16 protein-coding genes are annotated in these 16014 nt (G+C 66.4%); 6 read left to right on the top strand and 10 right to left on the bottom strand.

From position 1 onward, the window contains the following. Window positions 1-19: 19 nt before the first annotated feature. The 9 genes from PUN51_RS01665 to PUN51_RS01625 all read right to left on the bottom strand — a co-directional run bounded on the left by PUN51_RS01665 (window position 20) and on the right by PUN51_RS01625 (window position 9523). Complete coding sequence (locus PUN51_RS01665) at window positions 20-1045, bottom strand: hypothetical protein (protein WP_224026683.1); 1026 nt, start codon at window positions 1043-1045, stop codon at window positions 20-22. Between the two features lie 113 nt (window positions 1046-1158). Beyond that, complete coding sequence (locus PUN51_RS01660; protein ID WP_141159734.1) at window positions 1159-1377, bottom strand: NF038396 family protein; 219 nt, start codon at window positions 1375-1377, stop codon at window positions 1159-1161. 4 nt (window positions 1378-1381) lie between these two features. Beyond that, complete coding sequence (locus tag PUN51_RS01655; protein ID WP_224026682.1) at window positions 1382-1966, bottom strand: dihydrofolate reductase; 585 nt, start codon at window positions 1964-1966, stop codon at window positions 1382-1384. Beyond that, on the bottom strand, window positions 1963-2766 hold the full coding sequence (locus PUN51_RS01650) for a thymidylate synthase (protein WP_224026681.1): 804 nt from the start codon (window positions 2764-2766) through the stop codon (window positions 1963-1965). Before PUN51_RS01650 ends, PUN51_RS01655 begins: the two co-directional genes overlap by 4 nt. After that, entirely contained in the window at window positions 2744-4375 is a 1632-nt protein-coding gene (locus tag PUN51_RS01645) for a hypothetical protein (RefSeq protein ID WP_224026680.1), read from the bottom strand. The genes PUN51_RS01650 and PUN51_RS01645 overlap by 23 nt, the downstream gene beginning before the upstream one ends. Before the next feature lie 88 nt (window positions 4376-4463). Further along, a complete protein-coding gene (locus PUN51_RS01640; protein ID WP_159631336.1) occupies window positions 4464-5432 on the bottom strand; it encodes an NUDIX hydrolase in 969 nt (322 codons plus the stop codon). A gap of 11 nt (window positions 5433-5443) precedes the next feature. Further along, window positions 5444-7693 carry an RNA degradosome polyphosphate kinase gene (locus PUN51_RS01635; RefSeq protein WP_159631337.1) on the bottom strand — a complete coding sequence of 750 codons (2250 nt, stop codon included), beginning with the start codon at window positions 7691-7693 and terminating at the stop codon, window positions 5444-5446. 129 nt (window positions 7694-7822) lie between these two features. Beyond that, window positions 7823-8791 carry a mycothiol synthase gene (mshD, locus tag PUN51_RS01630; RefSeq protein WP_224026679.1) on the bottom strand — a complete coding sequence of 323 codons (969 nt, stop codon included), beginning with the start codon at window positions 8789-8791 and terminating at the stop codon, window positions 7823-7825. 33 nt (window positions 8792-8824) lie between these two features. Continuing rightward, window positions 8825-9523 (bottom strand): winged helix-turn-helix transcriptional regulator, encoded by a 699-nt coding sequence (locus tag PUN51_RS01625; protein ID WP_159631339.1) that lies wholly within the window; start codon window positions 9521-9523, stop codon window positions 8825-8827. A gap of 339 nt (window positions 9524-9862) precedes the next feature. Here PUN51_RS01625 and PUN51_RS01620 point away from each other — a divergent pair, with 339 nt between their 5' ends. The 6 genes from PUN51_RS01620 to PUN51_RS01595 all read left to right on the top strand — a co-directional run bounded on the left by PUN51_RS01620 (window position 9863) and on the right by PUN51_RS01595 (window position 15316). Further along, window positions 9863-10630, top strand: a complete 768-nt coding sequence (locus tag PUN51_RS01620) for a permease (protein WP_275179963.1) — start codon at window positions 9863-9865, stop codon at window positions 10628-10630. Between the two features lie 173 nt (window positions 10631-10803). Then, complete coding sequence (locus PUN51_RS01615; RefSeq protein WP_159631340.1) at window positions 10804-11412, top strand: FABP family protein; 609 nt, start codon at window positions 10804-10806, stop codon at window positions 11410-11412. Window positions 11413-11473: 61 nt separating this feature from the next. Beyond that, on the top strand, window positions 11474-12211 hold the full coding sequence (locus PUN51_RS01610) for a flavodoxin family protein (RefSeq protein ID WP_275179655.1): 738 nt from the start codon (window positions 11474-11476) through the stop codon (window positions 12209-12211). Window positions 12212-12233: 22 nt separating this feature from the next. After that, a complete protein-coding gene (gene ygfZ / locus PUN51_RS01605; protein WP_275179654.1) occupies window positions 12234-13316 on the top strand; it encodes a CAF17-like 4Fe-4S cluster assembly/insertion protein YgfZ in 1083 nt (360 codons plus the stop codon). After that, on the top strand, window positions 13316-13741 hold the full coding sequence (locus tag PUN51_RS01600; RefSeq protein WP_159631342.1) for an ankyrin repeat domain-containing protein: 426 nt from the start codon (window positions 13316-13318) through the stop codon (window positions 13739-13741). Before ygfZ ends, PUN51_RS01600 begins: the two co-directional genes overlap by 1 nt. Before the next feature lie 51 nt (window positions 13742-13792). Beyond that, a complete protein-coding gene (locus PUN51_RS01595) occupies window positions 13793-15316 on the top strand; it encodes a DHA2 family efflux MFS transporter permease subunit (RefSeq protein ID WP_275179653.1) in 1524 nt (507 codons plus the stop codon). Here PUN51_RS01595 and PUN51_RS01590 read toward each other — a convergent pair. Further along, window positions 15278-15994, bottom strand: a complete 717-nt coding sequence (locus tag PUN51_RS01590; protein WP_159631344.1) for a GNAT family N-acetyltransferase — start codon at window positions 15992-15994, stop codon at window positions 15278-15280. The genes PUN51_RS01595 and PUN51_RS01590 overlap by 39 nt on opposite strands. Window positions 15995-16014 lie beyond the last annotated feature (20 nt).

Genomic DNA, 16014 nt, shown 5'->3' with positions numbered 1-16014 from the left:
AATTTGTCCTTTAGTTGAGTTATCCGAAGCCGAGGAAGCTGGCGGCGCTCTTGCCGAGGTCGGCCAGATTCTTGCCGGTGTCTTCGACGAACCGGCCAGGATCCTTCACGGCGCTGGCCATAGTATCCGCGACGTTGCTGGCCGCGTTGTTCACGAACTCCTTGACGGCAGGGATCTCGTAAATCGCGATTCCGGCACTGACCACCGTGCAGATGGTTCCAGCAGGCGGCGGAAGGAAGCAGGCCACGCCGAGTGCCGTCTTGGCGCCCGACCACAAGGCCTCCTCCGGTTTGCCTGCCGCGATATACCCCGCCGTGTCGAAAGCGTTCAGGCCCACGCCGGCCCACCCCAGGCCCCGGCCGAGCCCGCCTTTTCCAAGGCCTTCGAGAATTGCACCCTGACCCTTGAACAACCATGGACTCTCTTTAAAGACACCGCCGAATTGGTTGAGTGCCGGGATATATTTCTGAAGATTCTTGAGTCCGAGGATATCTGTCCCGGAATCCAGCAAATTGTAAGTGATGCTCCTGCCCGGAAGCTTGGCCCAGAGTTCAGCATCAGTAAAGCTGTCCAGGCCTTTGGCGGCCATCGTGCCCAAACCAAAAACGCTTTTCGGCAGATCCAAGCCCGCCTTGATCTGGCCGCGAAGACCCCACCCGTCCCGGAATGGCGAACCCTTGGCCAGCCAATCGGGCCCCCAAGGATCCGCGGGAGATCCGGAACCTGGCCCGACAGATCCGCCGAAGCCCGGGCCGCCCGCGGAGCCGGGTGCCCCGCCGCTCGCCTTCTCCTGCTCATCAGCGTTCTTGAGCAGTACTTTCGATTCCTGCTGCAGCCGCGAGACGGTCTGCTGGAGAAGGGTCCGGTGGCTGGTGTTCCAGTCCGAGCGGAACCGCTGGGCATCCGCGCCCTTCCAGGCCGGGTTGTTGTTGATCTGACTGCTCAGCTGCGTCGACTGCTGCTGCAGCAGATCCGCCGTCTTGTTGAACTGCTGCGCGAGGGCCCGCAGTTGCTCGACGTCGGCGCCCCATAAAGTTCCTGCCACCAGGATTTCCCCCCAATATCATTCAACAGCCCCCAGAGTGCTGCATGCCCCAGCCTAGGCCGCGCCCGGGCCGCCCGCGATGGGGTGTCCTCCCCATGCCGCTGCAGTGAGCGTTAGCCCTGGTCTGACTGCTCCAGTACGGCTGCCTTCCGCGCGCGCAGCGCGAAGAACGCCCCGAAGGTGAACACCTGTGTGACCACCACCAGCACGATGGCTCCGGCGATCTTGTTGCCTCCCAGGATCATGGTCAGTCCCACGATCGCGGACAGCAGCGCCAGCAGGGGCAGCAGCATGTAGCCCAGGACGAACAGGGTTTCCGGTTTCTTCAGCATGTTCCTAGCCCTCGGTCCGTGACCATTTGGTGAATCGGTAGCGTGTGCCGTTGGCGGCCGTCAGCCAGCCGTCCGGCGGGACGGAGGCGGTGGCCTCCCAGCTGGCGCCGAGCTCCGGGGCGAATGTGTCGCCGTCGGCCTCCACATCGATGGTGGTAACCACCGCGACGTTGGCGAGCTCGGTGGACTGGCGGAAGACCTCACCGCCGCCCAGGATCCAGACGGTCTCGCCGCCGTCGACAAACTGCGACTCAAGGAGTGCGTCATCAAGGGAGGGAACCACGACGGCGCCCTCCGCCTCGGGCGTGTTGGCCCAGCTTTTCTGCCGGGTGATGACAATGTTCGTGCGCCCGGGCAGCGGGCGGTACTTGTCCGGGAAGGACAGCCAGGTTTTCCGGCCCATGATGACCGGATGCCCGTTGGTGAGGCGGGTGAAGTGTTTGAGGTCCTCGGGCAGGTGCCAGGGCATGTCCCCGTCCTTGCCGATGACGCCGTCGGAGGTCTGCGCCCAGACCAGGCCGACGCCGGTGATCGAGGCAGCCAGCTCCTCCGTGAAGGACTGGGGATCAGTGAAGTTTTCGGTGCTCATACGGCGATCGGCGCCTTGATCGTGGGGTGGTGCTGGTAGCCCACCACGTCGAAGTCCTCCAAGGTGTAGTCGAAGATCGAGGCCGGCTTGCGGGTGATCTTCAGCTGCGGGTACTCGTAGGGCTCGCGTTCCAGCTGCTTGAGGACCTGGTCCATGTGGTTCTCGTAGATGTGCACGTCACCGCCGGTCCACACGAATTCGCCGGGCTCGAGGCCCACCTGCTGGGCGACCATGCAGGTGAGCAGCGCATAGGAGGCGATGTTGAAGGGGACGCCCAGGAACATGTCAGCGGAGCGCTGGTAGAGCTGGCACGAGAGCTTGCCGTTGGCCACGTAGAACTGGAAGAACGCGTGGCAGGGCGGGAGCGCCATGTCGTTGAGTTCGGAAACGTTCCACGCTGACACGATGTGCCGGCGGGAGTCCGGATTCGATTTCAGGTTCTCGATCAGTTCGGCGATCTGGTCGATGTGGCCGCCGTCCGGGGTGGGCCAGCTTCGCCACTGCACGCCGTAGACCGGGCCCAGGTCGCCGTCCTCATCCGCCCACTCGTTCCAGATGGTGACGCCCTGGTCCGTCATCCACTTGATGTTGGTCTCGCCGCGCAGGAACCACAGGAGCTCCACCGCCACTGACTTGAAATGGACCCGCTTGGTCGTGATCAGCGGAAAGCTTTCGGAGAGGTCAAAGCGGATCTGCCGCCCGAAAACGCTGGTGGTTCCGGTGCCCGTGCGGTCCGATTTATGGGTGCCGGTGGCCAGGACATCGCGCAGGAGGTCTTCATAAGGCGTTGGGATGCTCACGCCTCAAGTCTACTGGCTGAAGATCTTGGGCCGGCGGTGGTCCGGAGGTACCGCGCTGGGCTGTTCCGCCGACAGGAATCACGGCGACCACCACGCCCGCCGCTGCCAGGACAGCCCCGACGCCGGGCGCGGCCTGCCAGGCGAAGTCCCAGGGCTCCGGGCCCAGGGGCGATGCGCTGTGCAGCTTCGGGCCGGCGCCTATCAGCAAAACACCGGCTTGAACCGCGAAGAACGCGGCCAGCGTCCGGACCACCCGGTGCACGGTGATGGCGCGGAGGGCGGCGTCGAGTCCGGGGACAGTGCCTCGAACGCTGCTGCGCCGGCGGGCCAGCAGCAGGGGAAGGCCCGAGACGGGCAGAACCCCGGCACTGGCCCAAGCAGTCACCGGCCATGACTGCTCCACTCCCAGCTCAACCTGCCGCCACGCAACAAGGAAGACGGCAGCCATGAGAACAGTTGCAGCCGCAACCAGCGTGCAGGCCAGGCCGGGTGGAACCGGTTGGCGGGGCCAGTGCCGAGGCTCGTCCGTGGCCCCGTAATTCCGGTGCACCAGCAGTTCGCCGAGTGAAACAACGGCCAGGACAGCCGCGGCGGATACGGCCACCAATAGCGCCGGATGCCCGGTAACCGCGCCCGGGACCAAGATTGCCGCGGGTACAGGAACAAACGCCGCAAGTCCCATCACGGCGCCGATCGACACCGACAACCGCATGACCGGTTCTTCCCGGTTGGCGGCGCGCCCGCGCCTTGGCTGTGCGCCCGTCAGCCTGGGTGGAGACCAGAACAACATCAGCAGCAGGACGCCCAGATTCAGTGCCCCGGCCGGGTTGAACCAGTTCGCGGGTCCGGTGGCCGGATCCGTCCGGGCTGCGTGGTTTCCCGCGATGGCCGCCAACCCGGACGCAACGGTCGCAACCGTACGAAGGAGACGGTTCATGGTGATGGTCCGCAGCAGGGCGTCGAGTCCGAAGGCAAGCCCGTCCACCGGCCTGCGGCGGCTGATCAGCAGCAGTACGGCGAGGGTTCCCAAAACCAGGGCGAACAACGCGCCGCCCAGGTACATCGCCAGCTGCACGCCAGGGATCCGGCCTTCTCCGCCAAAGGTGGCGTAGCCGCCCCCACCATCCGGGCGTGACCAGTAAGGGCGTGGTGCGAAACCGGGCAGAGTGGACGTCCACACGACCTGGGCAACGGAGAGGCCGAAGATCACCGTGACCGTCCAGGCGAGGGGACGGGGAAGGAGATCGCGGACGCGGGACACCTTTCCGGTCAGCTTCCCCGGCTGGACGCGGGCCTTGGGGTAGCTGAGCTGCCCCAGCACGTGTGCGGCCAGGCAGCCGAGAACCGGCCACGCGAGGGCCGGGGCAATGTCCACGGGAACCGTCGATGATCCAGGTAATGGCAGGATGCCTGCGTTGGCAGCCGGCAGCAGCGAACTTCCCAGCCAGCCGATCACTCCGATGCAGAACGCGTGCCGGGATGCTGCTGCGGTGAAATCCGGGCCCCGGGCGCCACGGATCAGGGATCGGAGCAGGAGGTACGCGCCGCCGGCGAGCAGGAACGGCCAGAGGACGGCAACGGGTGGAGCATCAGAAAGAACAGCGGTCATGGCAGCCGGCACGTTATCCCCCAGAACTGTGCATCGTTCACCCAAGTCAAGGGGGATACCGGCCCCGGGTCAAGCGGCGCGGGTTTCCTTAGTCGTCAAAGGGCTTGAACTGTTCCACCGCTACAACCCGTTTTTTACCGCTGTTGGCCACATGGCAGACCACCACCTCGCCCGGTGACAGGAACGGCTCATGGGCGGGCAGCAGCTTCGCCAGGTGTGATGGCATGTGGGTGGCAAGCTGCTTGAGCACTGTGGGCAGGGCAGGCCGGTGGGTACAGACCACCACGGCCCGTTGCTTATCGACCAGGGACTCGATGACGGCGGCGGTTTTCTTCGGACTGCGCTGGTGCTTGTGCTCGGTCAAGCCCTCCGCGAGCTTCACTTTCGCGCCCGTGGCCCGGGCATACGGGGCCACGGTTGCGACGCAGCGCAGCCAGGGGCTGGTCACCACCCGCATGGGCTTCCATACCTCCAGGAGCCGGCCCACGGCCTGGGCCTGCCGGGATCCGGTGGCCGCCAGCGGGCGTTCGCCCTCGGCCTTGCTCCAGGACGAGCGCGGCTTTGCCTTGGCATGGCGGAGCACCAGTAAGGGCCAGGTGTCCAGCTCACCGCGTTCGTGCGCGTCGCGCAGGTATTCAAGCGGGCCGACGTCGGACGGGTTGGACAGCAGGCGGGCGGCCTTTTCGGGGGCGCACCACATGACGCTGTCCACTTCCTTTCCGTCCGGAACCAGGCTGTCACCGTTGACCCTGACCGCCCAGTAGTGGACCACCTTGAGGCCCGACGCCACGTGGTAGTGGATGGGCGGCAGCGGTATCCCCAGGGGCGCCTTGAGGCCGATCTCCTCCCACACCTCACGGACGGCGCATTCGGGGATTGTCTCGCCGGCGTCGATCTTTCCCTTGGGCCATGACCAGTCGTCATAGCGGGGCCGGTGGATCAGCAGGACCTCCAGGCCGTCCCTGCCGGCGCGCCACGGAATGGCGCCCGCAGCAGTTACAGCTATGGGTTCCCCCGGGTGGTCAGTCTGGTCAGCTACGAGTGCATCGCTCGACAACGCGGCGGCCCTTATCGCCGGCTCAGGCTGCGTTGCCGCGGACGGGACGCCAGCAGCCAGGACTGGACGTCTTCAAGCGGCTTCCCGTCCTCGGAGAGGTGGTGCCGGATCCAGCGGCCCTCGTTGTCGAGGTGCCAGCTGGAGGTTTCCGGGTCCATGTAGCGGCGCAGGAGGTCAAGGACGTAGGTGATGTCGTCCGGGCTGCTGAGCTGCACCAGCGCCTCCACCCGTCGGTCCAGGTTACGGTGCATCATGTCCGCGGAGCCGATGTACACCACGGGGTCCCCGCCGTTGGCAAAGGCGAACACCCGCGAGTGTTCAAGGAACCGGCCCAGGATGGAACGCACCGTGATGTTGTCGCTCAGGCCGGGAACGCCGGGGCGCAGGGAGCAGATGCCGCGGACCACCACGTCCACCTTCACACCCGCCTGGGATGCACGGTACAGGGAGTCGATGATGGCCTCGTCCACCATTGAGTTCACCTTGATCTGCACATGGCCCGGCACACCTGCCCGGGCATTGCGGATCTCCGTCTCAATCCGGTCGATGAGCCCGGAGCGCACGGAGCGGGGTGCCACCAGCAGGCGCTTGAAGGTTGACTTGGGCGCGTAGCCGGAAAGCTGGTTGAACAGCTTGGAAAGGTCCTCGCCCACCTGGTCGTTGGCAGTCAGCAGGCCCAGGTCCTCGTAGTACCGTGCAGTGCGCGGATGGTAGTTGCCGGTGCCGATGTGGCAGTAGCGGCGAAGGCCGTCCACCTCCTGCCGGACCACCAGCGAAAGCTTGCAGTGGGTTTTCAGGCCCACGATGCCGTACACCACGTGCACGCCGGCCTGTTCCAGTTTGCGGGCCCAGGAGATGTTGGCCTGCTCATCGAACCTGGCCTTGATCTCCACCAGGGCCAGGACCTGCTTGCCGGCCTCGGCAGCGTCGATCAGGGCGTCCACGATGGGGGAGTCACCGGAGGTGCGGTACAGGGTCTGCTTGATGGCCTGGACCTTCGGGTCCGCCGCGGCCTGTTCCAGGAACGCCTGGACTGACGTGGAGAACGAATCGTACGGGTGGTGCAGCAGGATGTCCCGGCGCCGCATGGCGGCGAACACGTTGGCAGCCTTGGATGTCTCGGACTCGTTCAGGTACCGCGACGTGTGCGGGACATGCTTGGGGTAGTGCAGGTCCGCACGGTCGATTCCGGCAATAACGGACAGGCCCCGCATGTCCAGTGGTGCGGGCACCGAGTACACCTCGGACTCTTCGACCCCCAGTTCACGGATCAGCAGTGCCCGGATATTGGGGTTGATGTCGTTGGTAACTTCCAGCCGGACGGGCGGCCCGAACCGGCGGCGGAGGAGTTCCTTCTCCAGTGCCTGCAGGAGGTTTTCGGCGTCGTCCTCCTCCACCTCCACGTCCTCGTTGCGCGTCACGCGGAAGGTGTGGTGCTCCAGGACCTCCATGCCGGGGAACAGCTTGTCCAGGTGCACGGCGATGACTTCTTCAAGCGCGATGAACCGTGCCACACGGCCCGGCACGGCACCGGCGCGCGGGCCGTCGATGGAGATCAGCCGCGGCAGCTGGTCGGGGACCTTGACGCGGGCGAAGAGCTCCTTGTCGCTGACCGGGTTCCGGACCACCACGGCAAGGTTCAGTGACAGACCCGAGATGTAGGGGAACGGGTGGGCCGGATCCACGGCAAGGGGCGTGAGGATGGGGAAGACTTTTTCCGCGAACATGACGCTGAGCTGCTGCTGGGCGGCGTCGTCCAGTTCCCCCCACTGCATGACGTGGATGTGCTCGTAGGCCAGGGCGGGGCGGATCTGCTCGGCAAAGACCTGCGAATGCCGCTGCTGGAGCCGGTGGGCTTCCTCGCTGATCCGCTCCAGCACCTCAACCGGGCTCAGGCCGGCAGGGGAGGGGACGGCGAGCCCGGTGGCGATGCGGCGCTTGAGGCCTGCCACGCGGACCATGAAGAACTCGTCCAGGTTGGAGGCGAAGATGGACAGGAAGCTCACCCGTTCCAGCAGGTGGAGGGTGGGGTCTTCCGCCAGTTCCAGCACGCGGGAATTGAAGGCAAGCCAGCTCAGCTCGCGGTCCAGGAACCGGTCAGGGCGGATGTCGCCTTCCGGCTGCAGGTTCGGTGCGAACTCAGGGATGTCGATCCGGTCCTGGGTGGCCCGTGATGCCGGTACCTCGGAGGAGCCGAAGCGGGCCCGGACAGGCACCGCAACATCCTGGGACGTGGCTGTTCCGGACGGTTCCGGGTTCATGGCTTCTCCTTTAGCTGGCGCTCCAGTGCCGGCGCTTCCGCCCCGCGCGGCTCCATTTCAACCTTACAAGCATTCACCGGTCCCACGGCCTTTGTTTTACGCGGCGCCGGGGATTGGTTCGCGGCCTGCCTACCCGCCGGCCGGGCCGTACATGACGTCCATGTCCCAGCGGGTGAAGCCGAGCCGGCGGTACAGGGCAACGGCCGGGGCGTTGTCAGCATCCACGTAAAGCATCACGCCGTTTAATCCTGCGTCGCGGAGGTGTTTGATGCCGGCAATGGTCAAAGCCTTGCCCAGGCCCATGCCCTGCGCCTCCGGCGTCACGCCCACCACGTAAACCTCGCCGATCGCAGGGTGCTCACCGTGGCGGGGGTGGACCTTGGTCCAGTGGTACCCCAGGAGGCGCCCGTCCCGGTCTTCCGCCAGGAGGAATCCGGACGGGTCGAACCAGTCCTCGGCCATGCGCGCGTCGAGGTCGGCCCTGGTGAGGCCGCCCTGCTCGGGGTGGTGGGCGAACGCCGCCCGGTTGGCGGCCAGCCACGCCTCCTCATCCTTGCCGGGGACGAAGGCGCGGATGGCCACCCCGTCCGGAAGGCCGGCGTCGGGCAGGTCCGCGCCCGCCGTCGTCATCCGCATCTTCCACAACTCGCGCACCGGCGCGTACCCGTAGCGGGCGGCAAGGTCGGCAGCGGCCTCGTGGTTGCCGTGGGACCACGCCTTCAGCCCGTCAAAGCCCCGGACCTCCTTCAGCGCGCCCACCAGCCGGTCCGCCACACCCTGGTTCCGGTACGAGGGATGGACGGCGATTTCCAGGATGCCGGTTCCGTCCTGCTCTTCAACCACGACGGCGAAGCCCGCCAGATCCTGGCCGGTCACCGGGTCGGAATCCTCGTCCGGGGCGTAGAGGGCCAGCGTCAGCAGCGTGTGCTCCGCCGAATCCCCGGCGCGCATGGTCACCAGGGTTTGCTCGGAAATGGAGGGGTTGCCGTCCGATTCCTCAGCCGCGGCCAAAAGGTCGCGGCAGTCTTTCAGCAGTTGCTGGTCAGCTCCGCCCCGGACGACATGGACGGGCCACTTCTGCGGATGCGCTGGAGTCATGAGCCAAGGCTATACGCCGGCGGCGGTCCAGGCTCAGGCCTCGGTGAGTTCATCTTCCTGCTGCCGGACCAGGGTGAGGCGGTAGCCCACGTTCCTGACGGTGCTGATCAGGTTCTCGTGGTCCGCGCCGAGCTTGGCCCTCAGCCGCCGGACGTGGACATCCACGGTACGCGTGCCGCCGTAGTAGTCGTAACCCCAAACCTCGGTAAGCAGTTGTTGCCGGGTGAAGACGCGGCCGGGGTGCTGCGCCAGGTACTTCAGGAGTTCGAACTCCTTGAAGGTCAGGTTCAGGGGCGCCCCGTTGACCCGGGCCGTGTAGCTTGCCTCATCGATGACGACGCCCGCGGCACGGATTTCGCTCGGGGTGTCTTCCTGCTCGGGTACGGCCCGGGCAACGGACAGCCGGATGCGGGCCTCCACCTCGGCGGGGCCGGCGGAATCGAGGACGATGTCGTCAACGGCCCAGGCGGAGGACACCGCAGCCATGCCGCCCTCAGTGAGGATCAGCACGAGCGGGGCGCTGAGGCCAGTGGCTTTCAGGAGCTGGGTGAGGGACCGGGCGCCCACCAGGTCCTTGCGGGCGTCCAGCAGGACAATGTCGCAGGGGTCTGTTTCGAGGAGGGCCGTCGGCTCGGCGGGGAGGATATGGACCCTGTGGTTCAGCAGCTCGAGGGCAGGCAGGATGTCCACCGAAGAACCGGTGCTGTTGGTCAGTAACAGGATGTGCGACATTGTTCCTCCAAGGGCCGTCCGCGCATCGTTGGGCGACTGAACCGGATTCTCACCGGCCGGTACTGGCTTCCTGCAGGAGGTTTTGGTCCGTCAGCATGCCGCCGGCCAGCCACCTCAGCAGGGAGCGTAGCTGAACCTTGAGTATACCCGTCAGCCCCTTCCAGACCACAGATCCGCGACGTGGACCAGCACGTTTTGCGACATATCCAGTTCACATAAGGCAGGATTGGACCGGGGCGGACCGCCCTGCCGTGAGGGGGCTGACCAGCCTTCCGGCCGATTGCCAGGATGGGAAAACAGCGCAGTGAGTGCACCGACGAAGCACAGGCCGGGCTCCGCATGACGGCGGAACTGCAGGCGCCCGTCCGTTCGCTTGGCTCCTGGACCGTTGGCGTCGTCGGGATAGCCGGCCTTATTGCGATCATCGCCGGGGTCTACGCCTCGCCGGAAGCACTCGTGGCGGTGGGCATCCTGATCGCCGCGGCCGTGGGCATCGGCTGGCCGCACTTCCTGCGCATTCCCGCCAAGAAGACCCTCGCCGCCGTCATCGCCCTGCCGGGCGCAGGCGCCGCAGTGGCGGCGGGCCTGGCGCCCGCCCCCGGATACCTGGACTGGACACCGGCCTTCGTTGCCCTGGGAATGATGGCCGTCTTCGTGGTGCAGCTGATCCGCGGGACCGGGCAGGCGCAGCGGCTGGAGTCCACCCTTGGATGCTGCGCAGGTGTCCTCTTGTCCTGCCTCGGCGCGGGCTGGATTGCCGGCTCCCGGTTCAACGGTGTCCGGGAAATGCTGCTGGTGGCGGCGATCAGCGCCGCAGTGGCCCTGCTGGCAGGGCTTATCCGCTGGCCGGACAGCATCGTCGCCCCGCTGGGAGTGGTGCTTGCCGGACTGGCCGGACCGCTTGCCGGGCTGGTCCTGTCGGACATTGCCGTCCTGCCGGCCGCCGTCTTCGGCGTGGTGGTCGGTGCGGTCCTGGCCAGCTTCCGGCGGCTGGCAACGCTCCGCGGCGCCCCGCTGAACATCCCGGCCGCGCTGGGCATGGGCCTTGCCCCTGTTTCGGCCGTCGGATCCCTCGCGTACTTCATAGACAAACTACTCATCTACTAACGGGTTAGGATGGCACCATGTCCGTACTTGCTTTTGAAATTTTCTTCCTTGTCCTGCTCGGCATTGCGAGCCTGTCCATGGCCTGGTTCGCCGGCTTCGTGGTCTACCGCCTCTTCAAGGGCCAGAAGTAGCCACCCCTTTTCAAGGACCGGCCGTATCTGGAGGTAAGACCAATGCCCATTGAGATTCCTACAGACCTGACCCCCGAACTCGTCCCCCTTTCCTGGCTCATCGGTGAGTGGGAGGGCCGGGGCCGGCTGGGCAGCGGCGACGAGGATTCCGAACACTTCCTGCAGCACGTTTCCTTCACCCACAACGGCCTGCCGTACCTGCAGTACCGTGCCGAAAGCTGGTTGACCGACGACGAAGGCACGCGCCTGCGGCCGCTCACCGTCGAGACGGGTTTCTGGGCGCTGGAGCGCAAGCAGCTTGATGCCGACGGCGGTCCCGGCCTGGTGCCCGCCGACATCGTGCCGGTGCTGAAGAGTGCCGACGAGGTTGAGGCACTGCGCAACAAGGACGGCGGCTTCGACATCTCCGTGTCCATCTCGCATCCTGGCGGTATCTCGGAGCTGTACTACGGCCAGATCAAGGGTCCCCAGATCCAGCTGACCACCGACATGGTGATGCGCGGCAGCCACTCGAAGGACTACAGCGCGGCCACCCGCATTTTCGGGCTGGTGGACGGCAACCTGTTGTGGCGGTGGGACGTTGCCGCGGGCGGCGAGGCAGGGAAGGGCCTGGAGGCACACGCTTCCGCGTTCCTGCACAAGGTTTCCTGACCAACGAGGGTTTCCTGACCAAAAAGAGGGTCTCCTGACCCGCGAAAAAGGGAGCGGCACCGTGGAAGAAGGCACCAGGAAAGCAGCAGGAGCGCCGGCCGGTTACGGCGACCTCAAGGCTGTCTTCTTCAACGGCACGCTCAAGAAGTCGCCCCAGACCTCCAACACCGATGGGCTGATCCGCATCAGCCGCCGCATCATGGAAAAGCAGGGCGTCAGCACCACGGTGATCCGCACGGTGGACCACGACATCGCCACCGGCGTCTACCCGGACATGACCCAGTACGGCTGGGCCACCGACGAATGGCCCGAGCTTTACCCCGCGGTCCAGGAAGCCGACATTGTTGTGGTTGCCGGACCCATCTGGCTGGGGGACAACTCCTCCCAGACCAAGAAGCTGATCGAACGCCTCTACGCCCACTCCGGGGAGCTCAACAGCAAGGGCCAATGGGTGTTCTACCCGAAAGTCGGCGGCTGCCTGATCACCGGAAACGAAGACGGCATCAAGCACTGCGCCATGAACGTCCTGTACAGCCTTCAGCACATCGGCTTCAGCATCCCCCCGCAGGCCGATGCCGGTTGGATCGGCCCAGTGGGCCCCGGGCCCAGCTACCTGGATGAAGGCTCGGGGGGCCCGGAGACGGACTTCACCAACCGGAACACCACATTCATGACGTGGAACCTCCTGCACCTGGCCAGGATCCTGAAGGACGCCGAGGGCTATCCCGCGTACGGAAACCTGCCGGGCGAATGGGCTGCCGGTACAAGATTCGATTTCGAAAACCCGGAATACCGCTGACCTCCAAGGACTTCTACTTCATATGACTACGCCCAGCCCTTTGTTGTCGCGCCCCGGGGCCGTCGAGGCCGCCGGCCCTGACGCCGGGGTCGCCGCCCACTACGGCGAGCCGCTGCGCGAGCAGCGCGCCCTTGCTGCCGGAACCGCCGTCGTCGACCTTTCCCACCGCGGCGTGGTCACCGTCACCGGGCCGGACCGGCTCAGCTGGCTTAACACCCTGTCCTCACAGCAGGTGGCAGCCCTGAAACCCGGCGAGTCCAGCGAACTGCTGCTCCTCAGCGTCCAGGGCCGCATCGACTTCGACGCCAGGGTGGTCGACGACGGGGAGAGCACCTGGCTGATCGTGGAGGCAGCCGAAGCCGCCCCGCTTGCCGAGTATTTCAACCGCATGAAGTTCATGCTGCGGGTGGAGATCGCCGACGTTTCGGCGGACTGGGCCGTTGTGGGCAGCACACGTGCCGTGCCCGAATGGTCCGGCCACCTCGCCTGGCAGGATCCGTGGCCGCACGTCTCCGCCGGCGGATACTCCTACGCCACCGTCTCAGAGGAGAACCATCCCGGGCTTGAGCGTCCTTGGTTCGAGTACCTTATCCCCGCCGCCGGGCTGGAGGACGCCGTCGCCGGGCGGGCGTTGGCCGGCGTGCTCGCCGCCGAGGCACTCCGGGTCGCTGCGTGGCGCCCCAGGATCGGGGCCGAGACGGACGACAAGACCATCCCGCACGAACTGGACCTGCTGCGTACAGCCGTGCACCTGGCCAAGGGCTGCTACAAGGGGCAGGAAACCATCGCCCGCGTCCACAACCTTGGCCACCCGCCGCGCAGGCTGGTGTTCCTGCAGCTGGACGGTTCGCAGCACACCCTGCCCGCTGCCGGGAGTCCCGTCATGGCCGGGGAGCGGAAAGTGGGGACCGTGACCTCGGTGGCGCAGCACTACGAAATGGGTCCCGTCGCCCTGGCAGTCATCAAGCGTTCCGTGGCCCCGGATGAAATACTGACGGTCCTGGACGGCGACGAGCCGTATCCGGCCGTCCAGGAACTCATCGTCGCCCCCGACGCCGGCCAGGTTGTGGGGCGCCAGACCGGATTCCTGAGGGGGCCACGCTGATGACCGAGAACACCACGCCCGTCCACGCCGGGGCGGAGGCAACGGAGGGGCACGACGACGACGCGCTGGCTCTGGCGCACACGCTCTTCCAAGCTGCCCGTGACGGCAGTGACGAGCTGCTGGGTGCCTACCTGGACGCCGGGGTGCCCGCCACCATGACGAACTCCGCCGGCGATTCCCTTCTGATGCTCGCGGCCTACCACGGGCACGCCGGCACCGTTGAGCTGCTCCTGCAGCACGGTGCGGAAGCCAACACCGCCAACGACAGGGGCCAAACCCCGCTCGCAGGAGCGGCGTTCAAGGGCTACACGGACGTGGCCCGGGTTCTGCTGGGCGCCGGAGCGGATCCGGACGCCGGTGCGCCGTCGGCACGGGCAGCGGCGCAGATGTTTGCCCGCTCGGAGATCCTGGACCTGCTGGGCTGACTTTTCCGGGTTTCCGCCCGGCACCAAACAAAACTCCAGAAGGATGACAGAGTGGAAAACGTAGAAAAGCCGTGGCCGGCGCTGTGGTCCCTGGTGATCGGGTTCTTCATGATCCTGATCGACAGCACCATCGTCTCGGTGGCCAATCCCCGGATCATGGAGGGCCTGAACGCCGACATCAACTCGGTGATCTGGGTGACCAGTGCCTACCTGCTGGCCTACGCCGTGCCCCTGCTCATCACGGGCCGGCTGGGAGACCGGTTCGGGCCGAAGCGGCTCTACCTGCTGGGACTGGTGGTGTTCACCCTGGCCTCCCTCTGGTGCGGCCTGGCCCAAAACGTGGAAACCCTCATCGCGGCCCGCGTGGTGCAGGGGCTCGGCGCAGCGGTCATGACGCCCCAGACCATGGCGGTCATCACCCGCATCTTTCCGCCTGACCGCCGCGGTTCCGCCATGGCCATCTGGGGTGCCACGGCCGGCATGGCCACCCTGGTGGGGCCCATCCTGGGCGGTGTCCTGGTGGACGGCCTGGGCTGGGAGTGGATCTTCTTCATCAACGTGCCCATCGGCGTCGTGGGCTTCATCCTGGCAATGCGCAATGTCCCGGCGCTGAGCACGCACCCGCACCGGTTCGACATCCCCGGTGTCCTGCTGAGCGCCGTCGGGCTCTTCCTGCTGGTCTTCGGCATCCAGGAAGGCGAGACCTACAACTGGGGCACCATCACCGGACCCATCAGCGTCTGGGGACTCATTATTGCCGGCCTTGTTGTCCTGGCCGCCTTCGTGGCGTGGCAGCGGTTCAACAAGGGCGAACCGCTCCTGCCGCTGGGTCTGTTCCGGGACCGGAACTTCTCCCTCGCCAATCTTGGCATCACCATGGTGGGGTTCACCGTCACGTCCTTCAGCCTGCCCCTGATCTTCTACTATCAGCTGGTCCGCGGCCTGACGCCCACCCAGTCGGCACTCCTGATGGTGCCCATGGCGCTGATCTCAGGCGGCACGGCACCGGTGGTGGGCAAGATCGTGGACCGGGTCAACCCGAAATACCTTGCTGCCGGCGGCCTGACGCTGATGGCTGTCGCCCTGGTCTGGAATGGCCTGCTCATGCAGCCGGACACTCCCATCCTGCTGTTCCTGCTTCCCAGCGCAGTCCTGGGCTTTGCCAACGCCGGCATCTGGGCGCCGTTGAGCACCACCGCCACCCGTAACCTGCCGCCGCGCCAGGCCGGCGCAGGCTCCGGGGTGTACAACACCACCCGGCAGTTCGGGGCCGTGCTGGGCAGCGCTGCGATCGCCGTCCTCATCCAGTCCCGGCTGGCGGCCGAACTCCCGTCCCGCGGCCCCGGCGGCCCATCCGGTGAGGGCATGGGCATGGGCGGCGGTACGCTTCCCGGGTTCCTGCACGCAGGGTTTTCGACGGCGATGGCCCAGTCGATCCTCCTCCCCGCCGCAGTGGTGCTGGTTGCCGCAGCCGTTGCCCTGTTCTTTGCCAAGCCGAAGCCGGTCCAGGACTGGGGCGCCGCGGGGAGCCCTGCGTCAGCGAAGGTGGACGCTGGTCTGGATTCCGCCGGCTGAGAGGCCCAGTTTCCGGGCGAGGGCAAGGCAGCCGGTGTTGCTGACGTCTGCACGCCACTGCAGCGTCAGCCCTGCGGCAAGGGCCTCGTGGGCGGCGATGGATCCGGCCAGGGCCCCAAGACCATGCCGCCGCCACTCAGGATCCACCAGGACCCCCATGTTGGCCAGCAGGCCTTCCCACTCGCCATAAGCGCCGCAGGCAAGGGGCACGCGCCTGCCATCGATTTCATGGACGATGGTGTACCGGTTCTCGAGGTCGGAAAGACCCACCTCGTTGACGTCGTCCGGCGGGCACCTTCCCTCCAGCTCGATCGCTTCCGGATTACCGTGCGAGACGGTCAGTTCCTCGGAGGGCTGCTGGAGGGGCAGGTCGTCGGCGAAGAACAGGGCTGCGGCACCGAGTCCGTGGCCGCCCTGCTCCCTGGTCAGTTTTAGGAGGGTGACGTGCTGGGCCATTTCCTCATCGGGAATGTCCGCCGCGGCGTCGATGACGCTCCGTGGTCCCACCAGGGCGGAACTTCCGAACAGCCGCACAAAGTCGACAGTCCGGGCCGATTCGTCGGCCCGGACAATCCGTTCCCCCGATGCCAGGGCGTCACCGAACGCGTCGTCGTCAAGGCCCAGCCGGCGTGCCCATGCCAACTGGATGATGGCCGCTGAGCCGGGATCGAGTGTCATGGTCCCAGCCTAGGGGGGCC

Source organism: Arthrobacter sp. NQ4, from assembly GCF_029077345.1.
In the GTDB taxonomy this organism is placed as follows: domain Bacteria; phylum Actinomycetota; class Actinomycetes; order Actinomycetales; family Micrococcaceae; genus Arthrobacter.
This window is presented reverse-complemented; position numbering and strand designations above follow the sequence as displayed.

Coding starts and splice junctions, on each gene's coding strand:
- PUN51_RS01660 (WP_141159734.1), bottom strand. CDS start 1,377: ATGCTGAAGAAACCGGAAACCCTGTTCGTCCTGGGCTACATGCTGCTG.
- PUN51_RS01655 (WP_224026682.1), bottom strand. CDS start 1,966: ATGAGCACCGAAAACTTCACTGATCCCCAGTCCTTCACGGAGGAGCTG.
- PUN51_RS01645 (WP_224026680.1), bottom strand. CDS start 4,375: ATGACCGCTGTTCTTTCTGATGCTCCACCCGTTGCCGTCCTCTGGCCG.
- PUN51_RS01635 (WP_159631337.1), bottom strand. CDS start 7,693: ATGAACCCGGAACCGTCCGGAACAGCCACGTCCCAGGATGTTGCGGTG.
- mshD (WP_224026679.1), bottom strand. CDS start 8,791: ATGACTCCAGCGCATCCGCAGAAGTGGCCCGTCCATGTCGTCCGGGGC.
- PUN51_RS01625 (WP_159631339.1), bottom strand. CDS start 9,523: ATGTCGCACATCCTGTTACTGACCAACAGCACCGGTTCTTCGGTGGAC.
- PUN51_RS01620 (WP_275179963.1), top strand. CDS start 9,863: ATGACGGCGGAACTGCAGGCGCCCGTCCGTTCGCTTGGCTCCTGGACC.
- PUN51_RS01615 (WP_159631340.1), top strand. CDS start 10,804: ATGCCCATTGAGATTCCTACAGACCTGACCCCCGAACTCGTCCCCCTT.
- ygfZ (WP_275179654.1), top strand. CDS start 12,234: ATGACTACGCCCAGCCCTTTGTTGTCGCGCCCCGGGGCCGTCGAGGCC.
- PUN51_RS01600 (WP_159631342.1), top strand. CDS start 13,316: ATGACCGAGAACACCACGCCCGTCCACGCCGGGGCGGAGGCAACGGAG.
- PUN51_RS01590 (WP_159631344.1), bottom strand. CDS start 15,994: ATGACACTCGATCCCGGCTCAGCGGCCATCATCCAGTTGGCATGGGCA.